This window comes from Dactylosporangium sp. NPDC051541 (assembly GCF_044454505.1).
GTDB lineage: Bacteria > Actinomycetota > Actinomycetes > Mycobacteriales > Micromonosporaceae > Dactylosporangium.
The window spans coordinates 57,249-83,591 of record NZ_JBITDU010000028.1; the positions used below are offsets into that span (position 1 = coordinate 57,249).

2 protein-coding genes (1 of these 2 cut by a window edge) are annotated in these 26,343 nt (G+C 74.3%); both read right to left on the reverse strand.

Annotated elements, in window-relative coordinates; all coding sequences use genetic code 11:
• Positions 1-24,330 carry the beginning of a non-ribosomal peptide synthase/polyketide synthase gene (locus ACIA8L_RS53725; protein WP_395917635.1) on the reverse strand. Its footprint begins 36,117 nt before the window's first position, so 24,330 of the gene's 60,447 nt are visible here — the first part of the coding sequence; the start codon lies at positions 24,328-24,330; its stop codon lies off the left edge, out of view.
• Between the two features lie 129 nt (positions 24,331-24,459).
• On the reverse strand, positions 24,460-26,343 hold a 1,884-nt coding region (locus ACIA8L_RS53730), incomplete at its 5' end, for an alpha/beta fold hydrolase (protein WP_395917636.1).

Here is a 26,343-nt window from a genome sequence, read left to right on the forward strand (position 1 = left end):
GAGCCAGGCCTGGACGGCGGCGGCCGGGTCTGGCTCGCCGGACAGGTCGACTACCGGCAGGTCGAACGGGGCCGGCGGGTCGATCACCTGCCACGGCACCCCGTCCCTGTCGGTCACCAGCCGGGTCCGCAGAACCTCGTGCCGGGCCATCAGCCCGCCGAGCGCGGCGCCGAGGGCGGCGGCGTCGACGGCGCCGGTCAGCCGGATGGGCATCGGCAGGTTGTACTCGGCCGACCCGGGCTCCAACTGCTGCACGAACCACAGCCGCTGCTGCGCGAACGAGAGCGGCAGCGGCGCATCCCGCCCGACCGGGACCAGCGGCGGCGGCTCCACCTCCGGGGCGGCCGCGCGGATGGCGTCAGCCAGCGCGGCGACGACCGGTACCTCGGCCAGCCCGGCAACGGTCGGCCGCTCGAAGACCGTCGCGACGGGCACCTCGACCCCGAACGCCGCCCGCAGCCGCGACACCACCTGCGTGGCCAGCAGCGAATGCCCACCGAGCGCGAAGAAGTTGTCGTGTACTCCGACCCGGTCGACGTTGAGCAGCTCGCCCCAGACCCCGGCGAGCATCTGCTGCACCGGCCCGTCGGGCGCGACGAACACGGTCTCCGGCTCCGCCTTCGGCAACGCCGAACGATTGATCTTGCCGTTCGCGTTCAGCGGCAGCGCGGTCAGCTCGACGAAGGCGGACGGCACCATGTAGTCCGGCAGCCTCCGGCGCACGAGCTCCGCGTCGGTTTCGCCGACAACGTAGGCCACGAGTCGCTGCCCATCAACCACGACGACCGCCTCGGACGCCCCGGCCTCGCGCAGCACGGCCTCGACCTCGCCGAGCTCGACACGGAACCCGCGGATCTTGACCTGGTTATCGGCCCGGCCGACGAACTCGAGCAGCCCGTCGGCGTTCCACCGCACGAGATCACCCGAGCGGTACAACCGCGACCCATCACCAGCGAACGCATCGGCGACGAACCGTTCGGCCGTGAGGTCCGCCCGCCCCGCATAGCCGCGGGCCACGCCGATACCGCCGATGTAGGCCTCGCCCTGCACTCCCACCGGCACCGGGTTGAGAAATCGGTCCAGCACATGGACGCGCACGTTCGCCAGCGGGGCACCGATCGTCACGCCCGGGCCAGCCGTGCTCATGACCGTAGCCTCAGTCGGACCGTAGGTGTTGACCAGCCGGAAGTCCGAGGACCACTTGGCCGCCAACTGCTCGGTCAGCAGCTCCGCGCCGAGCACCCAGGTGTCCATCCCAGGCACATCCGCCGGGTCGAGCTGAGACAGCAGTGACGGCACCACACTGGCCGCTACGACCCCCTTCATGTTGATCAACTCGACGAGGGCCCGGGGATCTGAACGCTCCTCAGCCGAGGCGATGACCAGCGTGCCGCCGGCCGCCAGCACCACCGCGAGGTCGAACACGGCCGCGTCGAAGCTGAGCGAGGCGAACTGCAACACCACCCGCTCGGCGCCGAGCAGCGGGCCCATCTGCTCCGCGAGGTTGACCACCCCGCCGTGCGAGACCACCACACCCTTCGGCCGGCCCGTCGAACCCGACGTGTAGATCACATAGGCCGCCTGGTCGCCGCGGATCCTGGGGAGATCACCTGACCGCTGCGCCACCTCCTCCGGCAGCGCGTCCAACACCAGCACCGCACCGGAGTCGGCGATCATGAACTCGAGGCGGTCCGCCGGATACGTCGGATCCAGCGGGAGATAGGCCGCACCCGCCCGCCACACCCCCAGCGCCGCCACCACAAAGTCGACCCCTCGACCCAGACGCAGACCGACCACCGACTCGGCACCCACACCGGAGTCCAGGAGCCACAACGCCACGCGGCCCGACCGGCCCCACAGGTCGGCGTAGGTCAATGCCTCGTCGCCGCACCGAACAGCCAGCGCATCCGACGACGACGGGATCAGCTCCAGCACCGACGACGCCCGAAACGCAGAACCCGCCGGCGCCGACCATGCCTGCACCGCCACCGACTCATCAGGAGTCAGGACCGGGACCTGCGAGACCCGGCAAGCCGGGTCCGCCGCAACCGCCGCCAGCACCTGCCCGAAGTGTCCGATCAGTCGCGCGATCCGGGCGTCGTCGAAGAGCACCGTGCTGTACTGCACCGACCCGACCAGCCCGCTCGGTGTCTCCAGCAGCGCCATCGACAGGTCGACTTTGACGGGCACCCGGTACGGGCCGTCCGCGCCTGGGTGGTCCGCCGAGTCCGTGAGGTAGTTGAACAGCACCTGGAACAGCGGCGTCCGCGACCGGTCCCGCTCCACGCCCAGCTCGTCGACCAGGTGCTCGAACGGTACGTCTTGATGGGCGTACGCGGCCAGGGCCCCCGACCGCACCCGGCCCAGCAGTTCGCCGAACGTCGGATCATCGGACATGTCGGTGCGCAGGACGAGCGTGTTGACGAAGAAGCCCACCAGGGACTCGATCTCGGCCCGGTTCCGGTTGGCGATGGGCGTGCCGACGACGATGTCGTCCTGGCCGCTGTACCGCCCGAGCAGCACACTGAACGCCGCGAACACCGTCATGAACATCGAGGCCCCGGCGTCGCGCGCGACCGACCGCAGGCGCTCGACGACGGCGGGCGGCACCGCGAACTCCAGCGCCGCGCCCTCGGAGGAGCGCTGGGCGGGGCGGGGCCGGTCCGTCGGCAACTCCAGCGTCGGCGCGCCGGCCAGGTGCTCGGACCAGTAGGCCACCTGAGCGTCGAGCACGGCACCGGTCAGCCACTGCCGCTGCCAGACGGCGAAGTCCGCGTACTGCACGGGCAGCGGCGGCAACGAGTCGCCGCGGCGCAGGGCGTCCAGCTCGCGCTGGAGGATGCCGGCCGACCACTCGTCGCCGACCACGTGGTGCATCGCGACGGCGAGGATGTGCTCATGCCGCCCGAGCCGCAGCAGCGTCGCCCGGAACAGTGGCCCGGCGGCCAGGTCGAACGGCTCGACCGCGTCGGCGGCCAGCCAGGCGTCGGCCGCGGCCTCGGGGTCGGCCTCGCCGGAGACGTCGACCAGGGGCAGCACGAACCGGGCCGGCGGGTCGATGACCTGCCACGGCACGCCGTCCTCGTCGGCGACGAGCCGGGTCCGCAGCACCTCGTGGCGCGTGACGAGCCCGTCGAGCGCCGCCGTCAGGGCCCAGGCGTCGAGGTCGCCGCTCAGCCGGATCGGCATCGGCGCGTTGTACTCCGCCGACTCCGGCTCCAGCTGCGCGAGGAACCACAGCCGCTGCTGCCCGAACGACAACGGCAACCGCTGGCTCCGGTCCACCGGTACGATCGCCGGCGCCGCGACCCCGGGCCGGGCCGCCTCGACCACCTCGGCCAGCCCCGCGACCGTCGGGCCATCGAACACCGCCGCCACCGGCACCTCCACGCCGAACACCGCCCGCAGCCGCGACACCAGCCGGGTCGCCAGCAGCGAGTGCCCACCAAGGGCAAAGAAGTTGTCGTCCACACCGACCCGCTCGAGCCCGAGCACGTCGGCCCAGATGGCGGCGACCGTCTCCTCCACCGCCGTCCGCGGCGCCACGAAAGCGCCGCCCTGCACCTCGACGGCCGGCAGCGCCCGCCGGTCGACCTTGCCGTTGGCGTTCAACGGCAACGCGGTCAACTCCACGAACACACCCGGCACCATGTACTGCGGCAACCGCTCCCGCACCAGCCCCACATCCACGACGCCGACCACATAGGCGATCAGCCGCGACTGAGCATCCACGGTCACCACCGCCGCCGACGCCCCCGCCTCCCGCAGGACCGTCTCAACCTCACCCAGCTCGATCCGGAACCCGCGCACCTTCACCTGGAAATCAGCCCGTCCAACGAACTCGGGCCGACCGTCAACCGACCAGCGCACCAAGTCCCCGGTCCGATACAACCGCGACCCGTCCGGACCCGCCACGAAACGCTCCGCCGTCAGCTCCGGACGCCCCAAATACCCCCGAGCAACACCAGCACCACCGATGAACAACTCACCAACAGCGCCGGTCGGCACCTGACGCAGCGACCGATCCAGCACATACCAGCGCGTCCCAGCAATCGGCGAACCCAACGTGATCCGACCACCAGCAGTCACCTCATCGACCGCCGACCAGATCGTCGTCTCGGTCGGCCCATACATGTTCCACACCGAACCGGCCCGCTCAACCAACGCCCCGGCCAACGACTCCGGCAGCGCCTCACCACCACACAACACCCGCAACCGGCCGGAACCGGTCCAACCGTCCTCGACCAGCATCTGCCACGTCGCCGGCGTCGCCTGCACCACCGACACCGACTCCAACAACCCCGCCAACAACCGCGGCGAACGCGTCGCCACCTCATCCGCGATCACCACCCGCCCACCAACCACAAGCGGCAGCCACAACTCCAGCCCCGCAATGTCAAACCCGAACGTCGTCACCGCGAGGACCACATCCTCGGCCGTCAACCCCGGACGCTGGGCCATCGCCGCCAAGAACGACACCAGGTTGCCGTGCGAGACCACCACACCCTTCGGCCGGCCCGTCGAGCCCGACGTGTACATCACGTACGCCGCCTGGTCCGGGCGGGCTGCGGCCGGCACACACGGCGCCTCCAACAACGGCACGGCACCGCTGTCCGCCAAAATGTAGGCCAGCCGCTCCTCCGGCAACACCGGATCCAACGGCAGATACGCCCCACCAGCCCGCCACACCGCCAACGCGGCAATGACGAACTCCACACCACGACCGAGGCGCAAAGCCACCACCGACTCAGGTTCGAGCCGACCAGCCAAGGCACCCGAACGTTGCCACAGGTCCGCATAGGACAGCGATTCGTCACCGGCAACCACCGCGACCGCATCCGGCGTTTCAGCCACCCGCGCCGCGATCAGGTCCACCACCGAACCCGACCAAGGCGCGGCCGGGCCGCCATCAGCCCACGCCGCAGTCTGCAGCGGAATCTGCGATACCCGCCGGCCCGAGTCCGAAGCCACCGCAGCCAGCACCTGCTGGAAGTGGGCGATCAGGCGCGAGATCGTCGCGTGGTCGTACAGTGCAGTGCTGTACTGCACCCCGCCGACCAGCTCGGACCCGACCTCGCCCACGGACACGGTGAGGTCGTACTTCGCCTGGACGTCGGGGCCGCCGCCGGTCACGGCCTGGTCGGCGCTGAAGTAGTTGAACAGCACCTGGAACAGCGGCGTCCGCGACCGGTCCCGCTCCACCCCGAGCGCGTCGACCAGATGCTCGAACGGCACATCCTGATGCGCATACGCGGACAGGGTCTCCGACCGCACCCGCCCCAGCAGCTCGCCGAACGTCGGATCATCGGACAGGTCAGTGCGCAGGACCAGGGTATTGAGGAAGCACCCGATCAGGCCCTCGATCTCGGCCCGGTTCCGGTTGGCGATGGGTGTGCCGACGACGATGTCGTCCTGGCCGCTGTACCGCCCGAGCAGCACATTGAACGCCGCTAGCACCGTCATGAACATCGAGGCGCCGGCCTCGCCGGACAGCGCGCGCAGCCCTTCGGCGACCTCGGCCGGGACGGCGAACTCGAGGACCGCCCCCTCTGTCGACCGCACCGCCGGCCCGGGCCGGTCCGCCCGCAGCTCCAGCACCGGCGCGCCGGCCAGCCGGTCAGACCAGTACGCCACCTGAGCGTCCAGCACCGCGCCGGACAACCATTGGCGCTGCCAGACGGCGAAGTCCGCGTACTGCACGGGCAGCGCGGGCAGCGAGTCCCCGCGGAGCAGGGCGTCCAGCTCGCGGCGCAGGACGCCCTCGGACCACTCGTCGGTGACCACGTGATGCATCGCGAGGGCCAGCACCGGATCGCCGCCGGAGGACCGCACCAGCGTCGCCCGGAACAGCGGCCCGGCCGCGAGGTCGAACGGCACGGCGGCGTCCGCGGCCAGCCAGGCCGCCACGCCGTCGGCCGGCACGTCGGCGGTCGCCAGCTCGAACGGCGCCGGCGGGTCGATGACCTGCCACGGCACCCCCTCCACGTCGGCCACCAGGCGCGTGCGCAGCACCTCGTGCCGCGTCACCAGCTCCCCCAGCGCCGCGGCGAGCGCGGCCGCGTCGGCGTCCCCGCTCAGGTGAAGGGGGATCAGCACGTTGTACTCGGCCGACTCCGGCTCCAGCTGCGCCAGGAACCACAGCCGCTGCTGCGCGAACGACAGCGGCAGCGCCCCGTCCCGCCCGACGGGCACGATCGGCGGCGCCGTCAGCCCGGGGGCCGCGGCGTCGATCGCGGCCGCCAGCCCGGCCACGGTCGGCGCGTCGAACAGCGCCGCGACGGCCACCTCGACGTCGAATACCGTGCGGATCCGCGAGACCACCTGCGTGGCCAGCAACGAGTGCCCACCGAGGCTGAAGAAGTCGTCGAACACACCGACCCGGTCCACACCGACCAACTGCGCCCAGACCCCGGCCAACAACTCCTCGGTGCGCGAACGCGGCGCCACGAAACCGAGCTCCGACCGCACACCATCCGGGACCGGCAACGCCGAACGATCGACCTTGCCGTTCGGCGACAACGGCAACGCGTCCAAGCCGACGAACACCGACGGCACCATGAACTCCGGCAACCGCTCCCGCAGCAACTCCCGCAAACCGTCGATCCCGGCCGGGACCACATAAGCCACCAGACGGTCCTGCCCATCGGCCACCACCACGGTGGCGGTGACCTCGGGATGCCCGACCAGGACCTGCTCAACCTCGCCCGGCTCGACCCGGAACCCGCGCACCTTGACCTGCACATCCGCGCGGCCCAGGAACTCGACCTGGCCATCGGGCCGCCACCGGGCCAGATCGCCCGTCCGGTACAGCCGCGAACCATCATCGGCGAACGGATCGGCCACGAACCGCTCGGCGGTCAGGTCCGGACACCCGCCGTAACCCTGAGTCAGGCCGGCCCCGCCCAGGAACAACTCCCCCACCACACCGGCCGGCACCGGGTTGAGCCACCGGTCCAGCACATGCACACGCGTGCCGGGCAGCGGCCCACCGATCGGCGCCGGCCCATCGCCCTCCACGGACGACAGTTCACAGAACGTCGAGTCGATCGTCGCCTCGGTCACGCCATACGCCGTCAAGATCCGCACATCGCCGAGCATCCGACGGGCCCGGGCGGCCGCATCCAACCGCCATACGTCGGTCGTGACCACCAGCAGCCGCAGCGAAGGCAGCGACACCCCCGTCCGCTCCAGGTAGTCGACCAGCGCGTCCACATAGCGCGGAGCACACTCCAACGCCTCCACACCATCCAACGTGGACGCCAAGGCCGCCGGATCGAGCTGCGCTCCCGGCTCGCCGAGCATCAGGGTGCCACCGGAGCACAACGCCCGCACCACATCACCGGTAAACACGTCGAAGCTGGCGCTGGCCAGCGACAGCCACCGCAGCCCGCGACCATCAGGGAAATGCGCCTGCGACCAAGCCGCGAACACCGACAGCAGCGACGCGTGCGGCACCAGGCTCGCCTTTGGACGCCCCGTCGAACCCGAGGTGTAGATCACCGCCGCCAGACCGGCCCGGCGACGATCCACCGAACCGACACCAGTGATGCCGTCCGGGTCGATCACCACCGAAACGCCGCTGTCGGCGGTCATGTACTCCAGCCGCTCGGCCGGATACGACGGGTCCAGCGCCAGATACGCCGCGCCGGCCCGCCACACCGCCAGCACCGCCACGATGAGGTCCACGGTCCGCGGCAGCGACACGCCCACCACCGAACCCGCACCCACACCCCGCTCGCGCAACTCGGCCGCCAAACGGTCGGCCCGCGTCAGCAACTCGGCGTAGGACAGCCACACCCCGTCGGCGACCACCGCCAGGTCCTCCGAGGGCGTGATGAGCTCGTGCACGCCACCGGACAGCGAGTCCACCGGGCCGCCATCGGACCAGACGCGCAGCTGACCCGACTCCGCCCCGGTCAGCACCGGCAGCGCCGACAACCGCCGATCCGAATCGGCCGCGATCGCCGACAGCAGCACCGACAGGTGACCGATCAGCCGACGGATCGTCGACTCGTCGAACAGCGCCGTCGCAAACTCCACCCCGCCCACGAGCCGGCCGTCGCGCTCGCCGACCGAGAGGGTCAGGTCGAACACGGCCGGGACGGCGCGAGCCTGGGCGCCGATGCCCGGGTCCGGCGTGTCGTCGGTGAAGTAATTGAAGAGCACCTGGAACAGCGGGGTGCGGGAGCGGTCGCGGGCCACGCCCAGCTCGTCGACCAACTGCTCGAAGGGCACGTCCTGATGGGCGAACGCGGCCAGGGTCTCCGCCCGCACCCGGCCCAGCAGCTCGGCGAACGTCGGGTCGCCGGACAGGTCCGTGCGCAGGACCAGGGTGTTGACGAAGAAGCCGATCAGGCCCTCGATCTCCGCCCGGTTCCGGTTCGCGACCGGGGTGCCGACGAGGACGTCGTCCTGGCCGGACCAGCGGCTCAGCAGTACCGAGAACGCGGCGAACACCGTCATGAACATGGAGGCGCCCGAGCCCCGGGCCAGCGCGCGCAGACCGTCCAGCGTGGACGGCGGGAGGGCGAACTCCACGAGGGCGCCAGCCGAGGATCGCCGGGCCGGGCGGGGGCGGTCGGTCGGCAGCTCGAGAGCCGGCGCGCCGGCCAGGCGGCCGGACCAGTAGGCCACCTGGACCTCCAGCGCCGGACCGGTCAGCCACCGGCGCTGCCACTCGGCGTAGTCGGCGTACTGGACGGAAAGCGGCGGGAGGGGTTCGCCGGCGTACAGGGCGGCGAACTCGCGCCGCAGGACGCGCTCGGACCACTCGTCGCTGACCACGTGGTGCATGGTCAGCACCAGCACGTGCCGGTCCGTGCCGGTACGCAGCAGAGTGGGGCGCAGCAGCGGGCCGGCGGCCAGGTCGAACGGGCGGCGCCGGTCGGCCTCGAGCCAGGCCTGAGCGGCGGCGGCCGGGTCGGCCGCGGCGGAGAGGTCGGCCACCGGCAGGTCGAGCGGGGCCGGCGGGTCGATGGCCTGATAGGGCACGCCGCCGGGGCCGGCGACGAGCCGGGTCCGCAACACCTCGTGCCGGGCGATGAGCCGCTCCAGCGCGCCGGCCACGGCGGCGACGTCGGCGCCGGTCAGCCGGATCGTCGTCTGCATGTTGTACTCCACCGCGCCCGGCTCCAGCTGGGCCAGGAACCACAGACGCTGCTGGGCGAACGACAGCGGCGGGTGCTCGGCCCGCGCGACCGGGGTGACCGGCGGGGCGGACACCCGGGCCGTCGACGCCTCGATCGCCGCGGCGACCTCGGCCATGGACGAGGTGAAGAACATGGTCTCGACCGGGATCTCGACGCCGAACACCACCCGGATGCGGGACACCACCTGGGTGGCCAGCAGCGAGTGGCCGCCGAGGGTGAAGAAGTCGTCGTGCGCGCCGACCTGCTCCACGCCGAGCAGGTCGGACCAGATGCCGGCCAGCAGCTCCTGCACCGGGCCGGACGGCGCGGTGAATCCGTCGCCGGGGCCGAGCCGATGGCCGTCGGCGGGCGGGAGGGCGGCCCGGTCGAGCTTGCCGTTGCGGTTGAGCGGCAGCGCGGTCAGCTCGACGAACACCGACGGCACCATGTACTGCGGCAACCGCTCACCCAGCGCCACCCGCAACCGCTCCACCGGCAGCATCTCCCCGTCCGACACGAGATACGCCACCAACCGGTCCCCGTCAGCCACCACCACCGCCGCCGACACACCCGGCTGCCCGGTCAGCGCATGCTCGACCTCACCCGGCTCGATACGGAACCCGCGCACCTTGACCTGGTCGTCGGCCCGGCCGACGAACTCGAGGACGCCGTCGCCGGTCCAGCGGACCACGTCGCCGGAGCGGTAGAGCCGGGCGCCGTCGGCGGCGAACGGGTCGGCCACGAACCGTTCGGCGGTGAGGTCGGGCCGGCCGACGTAGCCGCGGGCCAGGCCGGCGCCGCCGATGTACGCCTCGCCCGGCACGCCGACCGGGACCCGGTTGAGCTGCCGGTCGAGCACGTGGATCCGCACGTTGCCCAGCGGCGCGCCGATCGGCGGGGAGCCGGGCCGGTCGGGGCGGCAGGGCATGACCGAGGCCAGCACCGAGGCCTCGGTGGGGCCGTAGGCGTTATGCACCCGCGCCCCGGCGGACCAGCGTCGGGCCAGGTCGCCGCCGACCCGCTCCGAGCCGACGATCCAGGACTCGACCGCGGGCATCTCGGCCGGGTCTAGCTGCGACAGCAGCGACGGCACGACGCTCGCGGCCACCACGCCGGTGTCGCGCACCAGCGCGGACAGCGCGGCCGGCTCGGCCCGCTGGGTGGCGTCGGCGATGACGAGGGTGCCGCCGGCGGTCAGGACGGCGGCGAGGTCGAGCACGGCGGCGTCGAAGCCGAAGGAGGCGAACTGCAGCGCGGCCCGGCCGGGCCCGGTGGGCAGCACGGGGGCGATGCGGGCGGCCAGGTTGACCACGCCGCGGTGCGGGACGACGACGCCCTTGGGCACGCCAGTCGAGCCGGAGGTGTAGATGACGTACGCGGCCTGGTCGCCGTGCACCGCGGGCAGCGGCCCCGAGTGCTCGGCCGGGCGCAGCTCTTCCAGCCAGCTCACCGCGACGCCGGCCTCGGCCAGCTCGGCCGCGGCCTCGCGGTGGCCGAGCACGACCGAGGCGCCGCCGTCGGCGGCCATGAATGCGAGCCGGTCGGCCGGGTGGCCGGGGTCGAGCGGCAGGTACGCCGCCCCCGCCCGCCACACCGCCAGGACGGCGACCACGAAGTCGGCGCCGCGCTCGAGGCAGAGCCCGACGACCGAGTCCGGGCCGACGCCCGCGTCGATGAGGTATCCGGCCAGGTCGGCGGACCGGCGCCAGAGCTCCCGGTAGGACAGCGCCGTGGCCCTGAAGCGCACCGCGATCGTGTCCGCCGTCGCGTGCGCGGCGATCAGCTCGTGGACCGCGGCGACCGGGGGCAGCTCGGCCGCCGTGTCGTTCCAGCCGGCGAGCCGGCGGGTCTCGTCGTCGGTCAGCAGCGGCAGCCGGCTCAGGTTGCGGCCGGGGTCGACGGCGACGGCCGCGAGCAGCCGCTGGAAGTGGCCGACCATGCGGATCATCCGGTCGTCGTCGAACAGGGCGGTGCTGTAGCGCAGCGCGCCGGCCAGCACGTCGCCGGCCTCGACGAGGGCGATCGACATGTCGAAGTGGACCTGCATCGGCCGGGGGCCGACCGGCTCCCCGCCGTCCTCGGGCACCTCGCGGTCGACGCCGTCGCCGACGGTGTAGTTGAAGCCGACCTGGAACACGGGGTTGCCGGACGGGTCGCGGACCAGGCCGAGCTCGTCGACGAGCCGCTCGAAGGGCAGGTCCTGGTAGGCGTACGCGGCCAGGGTCCCCGACCGCACCCGGGCCAGCAGCTCGGCGAAGGTGGGATCGCCGGAGACGTCGGTCCGCTGGACGAGGGTGTTGACGAAGAAGCCGATGAGGCCCTCGATCTCCGGCCGGCTCCGGTTGGCGACCGGGGTGCCGACGACGATGTCGTCCTGGCCGCTGTACCGCGAGAGCAGCGCGTTGAACGCCGCCAGCGTCGTCATGGACATCGACGCGCCGGCCGGCCTGGCGGCGGCGCGCAGCCCGGCGACGACCGTGGCGGGTACCACGAACTCGAGGACCGCGCCGTCGGAGCTGCGCACGGCCGGCCGCGGGCGGTCGGCCGGCAGCTGCAGCGCGGGGGCGCCGCCGAGCCGGTCCCGCCAGTAGGCGGCCTGCGCGGCCAGCAGCTCGGCGGTCAGCCGCTCGCGCTCCCAGGCGGCGAAGTCGGCGTACTGCACCGGCAGCGCCGGCAGGCTGGGCGCGGTCCGGGCGCGGCGGGCGGCGTACAGCGCGGCCAGCTCCCGGCGGAAGATCCCGGCCGACCACTCGTCGCCGGCGACGTGGTGCATGGCCACAGCCAGCAGATGCCGGCCGTCGCCGACGCGCAGCAGCGTGGCCCGGACCAGCGGCCCCGCCGCCAGGTCGAACGGCACGACGGCGTCGGCCGCCAGCCACCCCTCGATCGCCGCCGCGGCCAGGTCGAGCACGCCCAGCTCGAACGGCGCGGGCGGGTCGATGACCTGCCACGGCACGCCGTCGTCGTCGGCGACCAGGCGGGTGCGCAGCACCTCGTGGCGCGCCACCAGATCGCCGAGCGCCGCGGCGAGCACGCCCGGGTCGGCAGCCTCGGGCAGCGGCACGACAAATGGCATGTTGTACTCGAACGAGCCCGGCTGCAGCCGATGCAGGAACCACAGCCGCTCCTGCGCGAACGACAACGCCAGGCGCCGGCCCCGGTCCAGCGCGGCGACCGGCGGGGCGGCCGCGCGGGCGTCGGCCCCCTCGACCACGGCGGCCAGCCCGGCCACCGTCGGCGCGTCGAACACCGCGGCGACCGGCACCTCGACCCCGAAGACGGCCCGCAGCCGCGACACCACCCGGGTCGCCAGCAGCGAGTGCCCGCCGAGCGCGAAGAAGTTGTCCTCCACGCCGACGCGCTCGGCGCCGAGCACGTCGGCCCAGATCGCCGCGATCGCCTCCTCCACCGGCGTCCGCGGCGCCACGAACTCCCCGCCGGCCACCATGTCCACGGCCGGCAGCGCGCCCCGGTCGACCTTGCCGTTCGCGTTCAACGGCAGCGCGGCGAGCTCTACGAACACACCGGGCACCATGTACTGCGGCAGCCGCTGCCGCACCCGCTCCGGGTCCACCGCACCGACCACATAGGCGATCAGCCGCGACTGGGCATCCACGGCTACCACAGCCGCCGACGCGCCCGCCTCCCGCAGGACCGTCTCAACCTCACCCAGCTCGATGCGGAAGCCGCGCACCTTGACCTGGAAGTCGGCCCGGCCCAGATACTCGGGCCGCCCGTCGGCGGTCCAGCGCACCAGGTCCCCGGTCCGGTACAACCGCGACCCGGCCGGCCCGAACGGGTCCGCGACGAACCGCTCCGCGGTCAGGTCTGGGCGGCCGAGGTAGCCGCGGGCGACACCGGCGCCGCCGATGAACAGCTCGCCGACCACCCCGACCGGCACCTGGTTCAGCGAACGGTCGAGCACGTGCCAGCGCGTGCCGGCGATCGGGGAACCCAGCGTGACCCGGCCGCCGGCGGTCACCTCGTCGACCGCCGACCAGATCGTCGTCTCGGTCGGGCCGTACATGTTCCAGACCGCGCCGGCCCGCTCGGCCAGCGCCTCGGCCAGCGACGCCGGCAGCGCCTCACCGCCGCACAGCACCCGCAGGTCCCGGGAACCGGTCCAGCCGTCGTCGACGAGCATCTGCCACGTGGCCGGGGTCGCCTGCATCACCGACGCCGACTCCAGCAGGCCGGCCAGCAGGCGCGGCGACCGCATGCTCACCCGGTCGGCGACCACGACCTGGCCGCCCACCAGCAGCGGCAGCCACAGCTCGAGGCCGGCGATGTCGAAGCCGAACGTCGTCACCGCGAGCAGGACGTCGTCGCCGCGCAGGCCGGGGCGGTGCGCCATGGCGGCGAGGAACGACAGCAGGTTGCCGTGTGACACGACGACGCCCTTGGGGCGGCCGGTCGATCCCGAGGTGTACATCACGTAGGCGGCCCGGTCCGCCGCGGTGGGCACGGCCGGCTCGCCCGTCTCCCCGTCGTGGCTCTCGCCGTCGAGCCACACCGTCACCGGCACCACCCCGGCCAGGGCGTGTGCCGCGTGCCGGTGGCCGAGCAGCACCCGGGCGCCGCTGTCGGCGAGCACGTAGGACAGCCGCTCGGCCGGCTGCTCCGGGTCGAGCGGCAGGTAGGCGCCGCCGGCCCGCCACACGGCCAGCGCGGCCACCACGAAGTCGGCGCCCCGCTCGACGCAGACGCCGACCACCGAGCCGGCCCCCACGCCGGCCGCGCGCCGCAGCCGCGTGGCCAGCACGCCGGAGCGCCGCCACAGCTCGCCGTAGGACAGCGTGCCGCCGGCGGAGCGCAGCGCGACGGCGCCGGGGTTCGCGGCCGCGCGGGCGGCCACCGACTCGGTCACCCCGGCCGGCCCTCCACCCGGCTCTCCGCCCGGCCACGGTGCGGCCGGGCCGCCGTCGCACCACGCCGCCAGCCGCGCCGTCTCGGCCGGGGTCAGCATCGGCAGCCGGGACAGCGGCCGGCCGGCGTCGGCGGCGGCCGCGGCCAGCAGGGCCTGGAAGTGGGCCACCAGCCGCACGATCCGGTCGTCGTCGAAGAGCACGGTGCTGTACTGGACCTCGCCGGCGAGCTCGTCGCAGGCCTCGCCGAGGGCCACGGCGAGGTCGTACTTCACCGGCGTCGTCCGCGGCCCCGACGGGCCGGCCTCCGGCTCGTCGTCGTCCTCGCCGGTGGCGTAGTTGAACAGCACCTGGAACAGCGGCGTGCGGGACCGGTCGCGGTCCACCCCGAGCTCGTCGACCAGCTGCTCGAAGGGCAGGTCCTGGTTGGCGTAGCCGGCGAGCATCTCGGCCCGGACCCGGTCGACCAGCTCGGCGAACGTCGGGTCGCCGGACAGGTCGGTGCGCACCACGAGGGTGTTGACGAAGAAGCCGACGAGCCCCTCGATCTCGGCCCGGTTGCGGTTGGCGACCGGGGTGCCGACCACGATGTCGTTTTGGCCGCAGTGCCGGGCCAGCAGCGCGTTGAACGCCGCGAGGACGGTCATGAACATCGAGCCGCCGGCGGTGCGGGACACGGCCCGCAGCCCGTCGACGACGCCGGCCGGGACGCGGAACCGGATCGCGGCGCCGGCCGACGAGCGCACCGCCGGCCGGGGTCGGTCGGCCGGCAGCTCGAGGGCGGGCGCCCCGGCCAGCCGGTCGCGCCAGTGGGCGAGCTGGCCGTCGAGGACCTCGCCGGTCAGCCAGCGCCGCTGCCAGGCCGCGAAGTCGGCGTAGCGGACCGGCAGCGGCTCGAGGCCGGGGGCGCGGCCGTCGCGCGCGGCGCCGTACAGCTCGGTGAGCTCGCGGCGCAGGATGGTCAGCGACCACTCGTCGCCGACGACGTGGTGCATGGCCAGGCCGAGGACGTGCTCGTCGTCGGCGACCCGCACGAGCGTGGCCCGCACCGGCGCGCCGGCGGCGAGGTCGAACGGGGTGCGGGCGGCCCGGGTGAGCAGCGCCCCGGCGGCGGCGGCCGGGTCGGGCTCGCCGCGCACGTCGTGGACCGGCAGCTCGGGCTCGGCCGGCGGGTCGACGACCTGGTGCGGCACGCCGTCGTCGTCGGCGACGAGCCGGGTGCGCAGCACGTCCTGGCGCTCGGCCAGCGCGCGCAGGGCGGCGCCGAGCGCGGCCGGGTCGAGGGGGCCGCGGAAGCGGTACTCGGTCGAGGCGTTGTACTCGGCCGAGCCCGGGTCGAGCTGTGCCAGGAACCACAGCCGCTGCTGGGCGAACGACAGCGGCCGCACGCCGCCGGGCTCGGCCGGGACGATCGGCGGCGCGGCCCGGCCGGGAGCCAGCTCCTCGATGGCGGCCGCGATGCCGGCGACCGTCCGGCGCCGGAACAGGGCGGCCAGGGGAAGCTCGACGCCGAGCGCCCCGCGCAGCCGGGAGACGACCTTCATGGCCAGCAGCGAGTGCCCGCCGAGGTCGAAGAAGTCGTCGCCGGCGCCGACCCGCTCGACCCCGAGCACGTCGGCGAGGACGGCGGCGAGGGCGGTCTGGGTCGGGCCGGTCGGCGCGACGAACCCGCCGGCGAGCCCGTGCCGGGTGCCGTCGGGGGCGGGCAGCGCGGCCCGGTTGACCTTGCCGTTGGCGGTGAGCGGGATCTCGGCCAGCTCGACGTACAGGGCGGGCAGCATCGGCTCGGGCAGGCGCCGGGCCAGAAAGTCCCGCAGGGTTCCCGGGTCGGGCAGGCCCTCGGCCGGGTCGGCGGGCACGGCGTAGGCGACCAGCCGGCGCTCGGCGCCCTCCCCGTCGGCGGCGACGACGGCCGCGGCGACGGCCCGGTGCGCGGTCAGCGCGGCCTCGACCTCGCCGGGCTCGATCCGGTGGCCGCGCACCTTCACCTGCTCGTCGGCGCGGCCGACGAAGACCAGCGAACCGTCGGGCCGGGGCCGGACGCGGTCGCCGGAGCGGTACAACCGGGATCCGTTCTGGGTGAACGGGTCGGCGATGAAGCGCTCGGCGGTGAGGTCGGGGCGGCCGCGGTAGCCCCGGGTGACACCGGCGCCGCCGATGTAGAGCTCGCCCTCGGCGCCGGGCGGGACGGGCTGCAGGTCGCGGTCGAGCACCCGGACGACGAGGTTGTCGATGGCCGTGCCGATCGATGGGGCCTGGCCCGGCTCTGCGCCGGGCTCGACGACGCCGCCGGTGGCGCACACCGTCGTCTCCGTCGGCCCGTAGGCGTTGACCATCCGGACCCGGCCGGCCCAGGCGGCGGCCAGCGCGGGGTCGAGGCGCTCGCCGGCGACGACGAGGGTGCGCAGGGTGGGGAAGGCGTCGGGCGGGAACGCGACGAGCAGCGACGGGGGGAGGGTGGCGACGGTGACGCCGTGCTCCTCGAACAGCCCCGGCAACCGCTGGGGATCGGCGCGCTCGGCGTCGGTGGCCACCACGAGGGTGGCGCCCCAGGCGAGGGCGACCGCCGTCTCGGAGACGGACGCGTCGAAGCCGAACGAGGCGAACTGCAGCATGACGTCGTCGGACTCGACCTCGAAGAGCCGCCGCTGGGCCCGGGCCAGGTTGACCAGGCCGCCGTGGGTGGCAGTGACGCCCTTGGGGCGGCCGGTCGAGCCCGAGGTGTAGATGAGGTAGGCGGCCTGCTCGGCGGCGACCGGCCGGCCCAGCGGGGTCGCGGGAGCGGCGGCCAGGGCGGCCACGGTGGCGGGCTCGTCGACCGCGACGACGCGGACCCGGCCGGCGGGCAGGTCCTCGACCGCGGCCGCGGTGCCCAGCACCAGCGACGCCCGCGCGTCGCTCAGCATGTAGGCGAGCCGCTCGGCCGGGTAGGCCGGGTCCAGCGGCAGGTAGGCGCCGCCGACCTTCCACACGGCCAGGATCGCGGCGACGAGGTCAGCGCCGCGCTCGAGGCACAGGCCGACGACCGACTCCGCGCCGACGCCGAGGGCCAGCAGGTGGTGCGCGAGCCGGTTCGCGCGCGCCTCCAGCTCGCCGTAGGTCAGCCGCTCGTCGCCGCAGACGACCGCGGTGGCCTTGGGGCGGCGGCGGGCCCGGGCGGCGAACAGGTCGTGCACCGCCTCGTCGAGCGCCGGAAGGGCCATCGGTTGCTCCCGCTGGGTCAGCTGAATCCGGGACAGCCGCACGCCGGGGTCGGCGGCGACCGCGGTGAGCACCGCGCTCAGGTGCGCGGCGAGCTGCTCGACGGTCGCGCGGTCGAACAGGGCGGTGCTGTAGACGAGCAGCCCTTCGCCGTCCTCGGTGAGCCCGAGGGTGAGGTCGAAGCGGGCCTCGGGGACGTCGACCGGGAACGGCTCGGCACGCAGGCCGGGCAGCTCGACGCGGTCGGCGCCGACCCGGTCGACCGAAAACATGACGCGGAACAGCGGCGTGCGGGCCCGCCGGTCGGCCGGCTGGACGGCGTCGACGACCCGCTCGAACGGCACGTCCTGGTGGGCGTACGCGTCCAGGGCGGTCCGGCGGACCCGGGCGACGAGCTCGGCGAACGTCGGGTCGCCGGACAGGTCGGTGCGCAGGGCCAGGGAGTTGACGAAGAAGCCGACGATGTCCTCGACCTCGGCGCGGGTCCGGCTGGCGAACGGTGTGCCCACGACGATGTCGTCCTGGCCGCTGTAGCGGCGCAGCACGACCGTGAACGCGGCGAGCAGCGTCATGAACATCGTCGCGCCGCCGCGGCTGGACAGCTCGCGCAGCGCGGGCAGGCACTCGGCGGGCACCGCGAATTCGACCCGGTCGGCGTCGGGCCGCCAGACCTCGGGCCGGGGCCGGTCGGTCGGCAGCTTCAGCAGGGCCGCGCCGGCCAGGTGGCCGCGCCAGTAGGCCACCTGCTCGGCCAGGACCTCCGGGGACAGGCACTCGCGCTGCCAGACGGCGAAGTCGGCGTACTGCACCGGCAGCGCCGGCAGGCTCGCGGCGACCCCGCGCCGGCGCGCGTCGTAGAGCGCGGCGAGGTCGCGGCGCAGCACGAGCGCGGACCACTCGTCGGAGACGACGTGGTGCCACAGCAGCCCGAGCACGTGCCGGCCGGGGCCGAGACGCAGCAGCCGGGCCGACATCAGCGGGCCGATGGCGAGGTCGTACGGCACAGCGGCAGCGGCGGCCAGGAGCGCCCGGGCGGCGGCCTCCGGGTCGGCCTCCCCGGCGAGGTCGGCGACGCGCAGGTCGAAGCCGGACGGCGGGTCGACGAGCTGGCCCCCGGCCCCGTCGCCGCCGTCGACGAGCCGGGTGCGCAGGGTCTCGTGCCGCTCGGCGAGGTCGTCGAGGGCGCCGCGCAGCGCGGCGGCGTCGGGCTCGCCGTGCAGCAGGACGGCCTCGGCGTTGTTGTACTCGGTGGAGCCGGGGGCGAGGCGGGCCAGGAAGTACAGCCGCTGCTGGGCGAAGGACAGCGGCAGCGGCCCGCCGCGGGGCACCGGCCGCAGCGGTGGCGTGCCCGGGCGAGCGGCGGCGCGCTCGACGACGCCGGCGAAGGCGGCGACGGTCGGGTGGTCGAAGACGGTGGTGAGGGACAGCTCGGCGCCGAAGACGGCGCGGACCCGGGACACCACCTGGATGGCGAGCAGCGAGTGCCCGCCGAGCTCGAAGAAGTTGTCACCGGTACCGACGGCATCAAGGCCCAGCACGTCGGCCCAGATGCCGGCGAGGAGCTCCTCGGCGGGCGTACGGGGACCGCGGTACTGCTGCGCGAGCCCGGCCCGGTCGGCGTCCGGCGCGGGCAGGGCGCGGCGGTCGGTCTTGCCGTTGGGGGTGAGCGGCAGCGCGGCCAGCCGCACGAACGCCGACGGGATCATGTGGTCGGGCAGCGTCCGGGCGAGGTGCGCGCGCAGCTCGGCGACCGCGGGGCCGTCGTCATCGGGGTCGGCGGGCACGACGTAGGCCACGAGCCGGGCGGTGTCGCCGTCGGCGCGGGCGGTGACGGCGGCCGCGGCGACCTGCGGGTGCTCGGCCAGCGACCGCTCGACCTCGGCCGTCTCGATCCGGAAGCCGCGCACCTTGACCTGCTCGTCGGCGCGGCCGAGGAACTCGATCCGGCCGTCGTTGCGGCGCCGGACGCGGTCGCCGGTGCGGTACAACCGGGCTCCGTCGGCTTGGAACGGGTCGGCGACGAAGCGCTCGGCGGTCAGGTCGGGCCGGTTGCCGTAGCCGCGGGCCAGGGCCGGGCCGCCGACGTACAGTTCGCCCTCGGCGCCGACCGGCACCAGCTCCAGGGCCGGGCCGGCCACGTACAGCCGCACGTTGGGCAGGCCATGGCCGAGGGTCGGGCCGTCGGCGACGACGGTGGCGGCCACGCCGATCGTGGTCTCGGTCGGCCCGTAGTGGTTGACGACGGCGACCCGGTCCCCGGCCGCGTCGAGCAGCCGCGCGAGGAGGGCGGGCGGCGCGGCCTCGCCGCCGAGGACGAGAGTCCGGGCCGGCAGCAGCGCGGCCACGTCGTGCTCCCGGGCCAGCGCGGCCAGGTGGGACGGGACGATCTTGAGGTAGTCGATGCCGTGCTCGGCGAGGTAGGCGGCGACGGCGGGGGCGTCGGTGGCCAGCTCCGGCCGGGGCGCATGCAGGGTGCCGCCGGTGGCCAGGGAGACGAACACCGTGGTGTTGCCGAGGTCGGTGGCGATCGGCTGCAGCAGCAGGTACCGGCGGCCGGCCCCACCGAGCCGCGCCGGGCCTACGACGGCGTGGACGTAGTTCAGCACGCCGCGGTGCGTGACCCAGACGCCCTTGGGCCGGCCGGTGGAGCCGGACGTGTAGATGACGTAGGCGGGCCGATCAGGGGCTACGGCGACCTGGGGCGCGGTGGCCGGCTCGGCGGCGACGGCCGCGGCGACCGCCGGATCGTCGAGGGCCAGGGTCCGCAGCCGCCCGGCCGGCAGCTCGTCGAGCACGTCGCGGACGCCGAGGACGACGACGGCGCGGCTGTCGGCGAGCATGAAGGCCAGCCGCTGGGCCGGGTAGCCCGGGTCGAGCGGCAGGTAGGCGCCGCCGGCCTTCCACACCGCCAGCAGCGCGACGACGACCTCCGCCCCGCCACCCAGGCACAGCCCGACGACGGTCTCCGGCCCGACTCCGAGCCGGCGCAAGTGGTGCGCCAGCCGGTTGGCGCGGGCGTCGAGCTCCGCGTAGCTCAGCGCGACCCCGTCGGTGACGACGGCGACGGTGTCGTCGCCGGCCCGGGCGGCGATCAGCTCGTGCAGGCCGCCGGCCGCGGGCACAGCCACGGTGGCGGCGGCCCATTCGGCCAGCTCCCGTCGTTCGGCCCCGGTGGTGCGGGGCAACGCCGACAGCCGCGCGCCGGGGTCGGCGGCGACGGCGGCCAGCAGCCCCTGGAGCCGCTCGGCCCAGCGCCGCGCGGTCGCCTCGTCGAAGAGTGCCGAGCTGTACTCGATCGCGCCGGACAGCACCCCGTCGACGTCGTCGAAGATGAGCCGGAAGTCGAACTTGATCGTCAGCGGCGACGGGAGCTTCTCCAGCGTGATGCCGACGGCGGACTCGGGCTGGGCCGAGGAGCCGCCGGCGTCGCCCTGGTTGTAGTTGAACAGCACCTGGAAGATCGGGGTCCGGGACCGGTCCCGCTCGGCCACGAGCGCGTCGACGAGCTGCTCGAAGGGCAGGTCCTGGTGGGCGTAGGCGCCGAGGGCAACCCGCTTGACCCGGCGCAGCAGCTCGGCGAAGGTCGGGTCGCCGGACAAGTCGGCGCGCAGCACGAGGGTGTTGACGAAGAACCCGATGAGGTCCTCGATCTCGGCCCGGTTGCGGTTGGCGATGGGGGTGCCGACCACGAGGTCGTCCTGGCCGGAGTACTGGGCGAGCAGGACGGTGTACACCCCGAAGAGCGTCATGAAGGTGGTCGCGCCGGCGTTGCGGGCTACGGCGCGCAGGCCGGCCGTGACGCCGTCCGGGACCGTGAACTCGACCCTCGCCCCGGCCGAGGAGCGCACCGCGGGCCGGGGCCGGTCGGTTGGGATCCGCAGCGCCGGCGCGCCCTCGAGGCGGCCCCGCCAGTAGTCGAGCTGCCGGGCCAAAACGGCACCGGAGAGCCACTGCCGCTGCCAGACGGCGAAGTCGGCGTACTGCACGGCCAGCGGGGGCAGCGGGCCGCGGTACAGTGCGCCGAGCTCGTGGTGCAGCAGCCCGACGGACCATTCGTCGGACACGACGTGGTGCGAGCAGAGGCTCAGCACGGCGTCCTCGGCGCCGAGGCGCAGCAGCCGGGCCCGCAGCAGCGGCCCGGTGGCCAGGTCGAAGGGCTCGACGGCGTCGGCGGCGACCCACGCCTGGGCGGCCGCCTCGGGGTCGGCGCGCCCGCTGAGGTCGGTCACGGTCAGCCCGGCGCCGGTGGGCTCGTCGATCACCTGGTACGGGCGGCCGTCGGCGTCGGCGAGCAGCCGGGTGCGCAGCACCTCGTGCCGCTCGACGAGGGCGTCCAAGGCGCGGCGCAGCGCGTCGAGGTCGAGCGGGCCGCGGATGCGCAGCGCCAGCGGCTCGTTGTACTCCGCCGACTCCGGCTCCAGCTGGTGCAGGAACCACATGCGCTGCTGCGCGAACGACAACGGCAGCGCGCCGTCGCGGGGCACCGGCACGATCGGCGGGGCCACCTCGCCGGGCGTGGCCCCCTCGATCCGCTCGGCGAGCCGGCGGATCGTCGGGCCGTCGAAGAGCACGCTCAGGTCGAGCTCGACGCCGAACTCGTTGCGCACCCGCGACATCAGCTGGGTGGCGAGCAGCGAGTGCCCGCCGAGGTCGAAGAAGTCGTCGCCGACGCCGACCCGCTCCAGCCCGAGCAGGGCCGCCCACAGCTGCGCGAGCGCGGCCTGCACCGGGGTGGACGGTTCCTCGAACGCGGCGGCGAGGTCGGGCCGGTCGGTCCGCGGGTCGGGCAGCGCGGCCCGGTCGACCTTGCCGTTGGGGTTGACGGGGATGACGGGCAGCTGGACGTACGAGGACGGGATGAGGTAGTCGGGGAGCCTGGTCCGCAGGAAGGCCCGCACCTCGCTCGGGCTGAGCGCATCCCCGGCGACCAGGTACGCGACCAGGCGCCGGTCGTCGGCCTCGCCACGGGCCAGCACCACCGCGTCGGTGATGCGCGGGTGGGCCAGCAGCGCTGCCTCGACCTCCCCCGGCTCGATCCGCACGCCGCGGATCTTCACCTGCTGGTCGGCCCGGCCCAGGTAGTCCAGCTGGCCGTCGGGGTGCCAGCGGACGAGATCGCCGGTGCGGTACAGCCGGGATCCGTCTCGGGCATACGGGTCGGCGACGAAGCGCTCGGCGGTGAGGGCGGGCCGGCCGGCGTACCCGCGGCCGACCCCGACGCCGCCGATGAACAGTTCGCCGGGCACGCCGAGCGGGACGGGGCGCAGGGCGGCGTCGAGCACGAGGGTCCGCACGCCGCCGATCGGCCGCCCGATCGGCGGGGTCCGCGGGTCGCCGCGCTCGACGACGGCCGAGGACGCCTCGATCGACGCCTCGGTCGGGCCGTAGAGGTTGCCCAGCGTCGCCGTGGCGTTGCCGGCGTGGAAGCGGGCCGCGTCCTCGGCCGACAGCGCCTCGCCGCTGGTGAACACCAGCCGCAGCGCCGGGAGCGCGCCCAGGTCCGGGTGCCGGGTGAGCAGCCGGAACAGCGACGGCACGAAGTGCACGACGGCGATGCGCTCCCGCCCCAGCAGCGCCACCAGGTAGTCGAGGTCGCGGTGCCGGCCCTCCTCGGCCACCACGAGGTGCGCGCCGAGCGACAGCGGCCAGAACAGCTCCCACACCGACGCGTCGAAGCTCAGCGGCGTCTTGTGCAGCACCCGCTCGGCCGGGTCGAGCCGCCACACCTCCTGCATGCGCACCAGCCGGTTCACCACGCCGCGGTGGCCGACCTGGACGCCTTTGGGCAGCCCGGTCGAGCCCGAGGTGTAGATGACGTACGCCAGCTGGTCCGGCCGCGTCGGGAGGTCCAGCGGCGTGTCCGGGCGGGCGTCGATCGCGGCCCGGGTCGCCGGGTCGTCGAGCACCACGACGGTGTCCACCATGCCCGCGAACACGCCGGCCCGCGCGCCGGAGCCGATGAGGACGGAGGCTCCGCTGTCCTCGACCATGTAGGCCAGCCGGTCGGCCGGGTAGCCCGGGTCGAGCGGCAGGTAGGCACCGCCGGCCTTCCAGATGGCCAGCAGCGCGACGAGCATGTCGACGCCCCGCTCCACCGCGAAGCCGACCACGACCTCCGGCCCGACCCCCACGTCGCGCAGCTGGCGGGCCAGCCGGTTGGCCGCGGTGTCGAGCTGCCCGTAGGTCAGCGCGTCGGCGCCGCAGCTGACCGCGGTCGCCGCCGGGGTGCGCCGCGCCTGGCCCTCGACGAGCTCGTGGATGCCGTCGACGGGTCCGGCCGGTGCGCCGGTGTCGTTCCACTCCTGCAGCACCAGCCGCAGCTCGGCGGCGTCGAGCATCGGCAGCGCCGAGAGCCGGGTGCCGGGGTCCGCGCCGAGCAGCGTGCTCAGGTGGCCGTGCAGCCGTTCGAGGGTTGCCGTTTCAAAAAGCCCGCTTCGGTACCGCAGCAGCGTCGACCCCTCGCCCTGGCCCAGCACGACGTCAGGCGGGTCGGCGTCCTCGGCTGCGACCACCTCGACCGTCAGCTCGTCGCCCCACCGGCCGGCGCTGTGGCGCCGCCGCCACGCCTGGGGCGTGTCGAAGACGACCTGGAATGACGAGGGCCGCCGATCGGCGGTGGGCCGGTCGGCGGCCTCGGCCAGACGGGCCCGGATGCGCTCGGCCAGCTCGCCGAGGCTGGGATCGCCGGTCAGGTCGGCGGTGAGCGGTATCAGCTCGCCCTGGCGCTCGTTCGCCACGCCGATGGCGATCTCGGAGCGACCGGTGTAGCGGCCGAGCAGCGCCACGAACGCCGCGAGGACGTCGCCCGACAGCGCCGGGAAGCGGGCCTCGGCGACGCTCGTGTCGGCCGCGGCCGAGCGGGGCCGGTCGGTGGCGAGCTCGAGGGCGTGCGGCGGCCCGGCGTCCGCGTCGACCGTCTCCACGGGCCGGCCCGCGCGCGCCGCGGCGTACCCGGCGGGCAGCGCGGCCAGGACGGCCCGGCCGATCGGGTCGGGCGCGGTGAGGCTCAGGTGGTGGCCGCCGCGTTCGGGGTCGGCGGCCAGCTCGAACGCCAGGTGTGGACCGCCGAGGGCCTCCAGCGCCACGCTCAGCGCGGCCGCGTCAAGGGTGCCCGTCAGGCGCAAAGTGGTCCGCATGGCCACTCCAATCTGGGGTGGAACGAGCTGGCACACGACACAGCGGACCGCTCCGGAGATGTCTCGAGCGGTCCGCCTCAGTACCCTGGCATGCAGCGCAAACGGCGTATATGGAAAGCCAGGGGGCCGTCAGCGCGGCCCGATCCCGGCTCCAGCGCGGCGCGCGAGCTCGTCGCGCAGCCATTCCCCGGCGAACCGCGCGCCTTCCTCGCCCCGGATGAGGCTGAAGTGCGTGCCGGGCGCGGGGACCAGCTCGGCGGTGTCCGGCACGATTGCCAGCCACTGCTCCAGCGTGGCCTGCCGGATCCGCGGGCTGTCCTCCTGCGGCAGGAACAGCACGACCCGCCCGTCGTGGCGGACCTTCCGCCGGTCGAGCAGCGTCCGGTACTGCGCGCTGGCCAGTGTGTTCAGCACGCCGACCCGCCCGGCCCGCAGCGTCGCCGGGTCACCGGCCCGCACGGCCGCGGCGCCGTCCTCGTCGAGCGTCCAGGCCGCCAGCAGCTGCTCCTCGACCGACGGCCGCAGCCCGGTGCCCTCCTCGATCGCCGCCGTCAGTTCGCGCACGAGCCGCAGCGCCCGCTTCCGCAGGTGTCGCGCCCGCCGCCGGCGCCCGATGCGATGCAGCGGCGGCCCGACCATGAAGACGTCGGCCCCGCCGGCCTGCCGCGCCATCTCCAGGGCGACATACCCGCCCATGGACCACCCGGCGAACAGGTACGGCCCCTCAGGCTGGATGTGCCGGACCTCCTCGAGGTACGCCCGGGCCATCTCCTCGACGGTGGTCAGCGGCGCCTCCTCGTCCACCAGCCCGCGCGCCTGCAGCCCGAGCACCCGGTGTTCGTCGCCGAGGTGCGCCGCCAGCGCGCTGTAGTCGGTCACGTTCCCGGTGCCGGAGTGCACGAAGAAGATCGTCGCTCCCCCGGTACCGCGCCGAATCTCCACCGCCGACCGCGTCCGCCACGCCTCCGCCCGCGCCCCGATGAGCGGCGCCAGCCCGTCCACGGTCGGATGATCGAACAGGTCGCCGACGCTGATCTCCCGCCCCACCGCCCGCAGCCGCGCGACGACCTGGATGGCGAGCAGCGAGTGCCCGCCGAGCTCGAAGAAGTTGTCGTGCACGCCGACCCGATCGACCCCGAGCACGTCCGCCCAGATCTCGGCGAGCATCTCCTGGGTGGGGGTTTGCGGCGCCTGGTATGCGGCCTCGAGCTCGGGCCGCGACTGATCCGGGGCCGGCAACGCCGAACGATTGACCTTGCCGTTCCCCGTGAGCGGGATCGCGGTGAGTTCGACGAACGCGGCCGGGATCATGTACTCCGGTAGCCGCTCCCCCAAGAAGCTCCGCAACTGGGTGACCGACGGGATCCCGTCCTCGGCCACCAGGTAGGCAATCAGCCGCTCGTGGTCGGCGACGATCACGGCGCCGCTGATGGCCGGATTGGTCAACAGAGCAGCCTGGATCTCGGCCGGCTCGATCCGATACCCACGGACTTTGACCTGATCATCCGCCCGGCCAAGGAACGAGATGAGCCCGTCCGGGCGGCGCTTCACCACGTCACCGGTCCGATACAACCGTCCACCCGGCGTGAACGGATCAGCCACGAACCGTTCGGCGGTCAACTCCGGCCGCCCCCGATAGCCCCGAGCCAGGGCCGCCCCACCGACATACAGCTCGCCGTGCACCCCGACGGGCACCTCTCGCAGGGACCGGTCCAGCACGTAGAGCCGAACATTCGGTAGCGGCGCGCCGATCGGGACCACCACATCGTCGAGCACGGCGTCGCTGAGCCGAACCGTCGCCACCCCGATCGTCGTCTCCGTCGGACCGTAGTGATTCGCGACAATCCGGTCGCCGGCCGCCGCGACGAGCGACTTGGCCAGACCAATCGGGGTGGCCTCACCGCCCAGGACCAGCGTTCGCGTGGGGAGCAGGTCGTCGAGCGGCGCGGCCTCGAGCAGGCTGGCCAGATGGGATGGGACGATCTTCATGTAGTCGGCGCCGTGGCCGGCCAC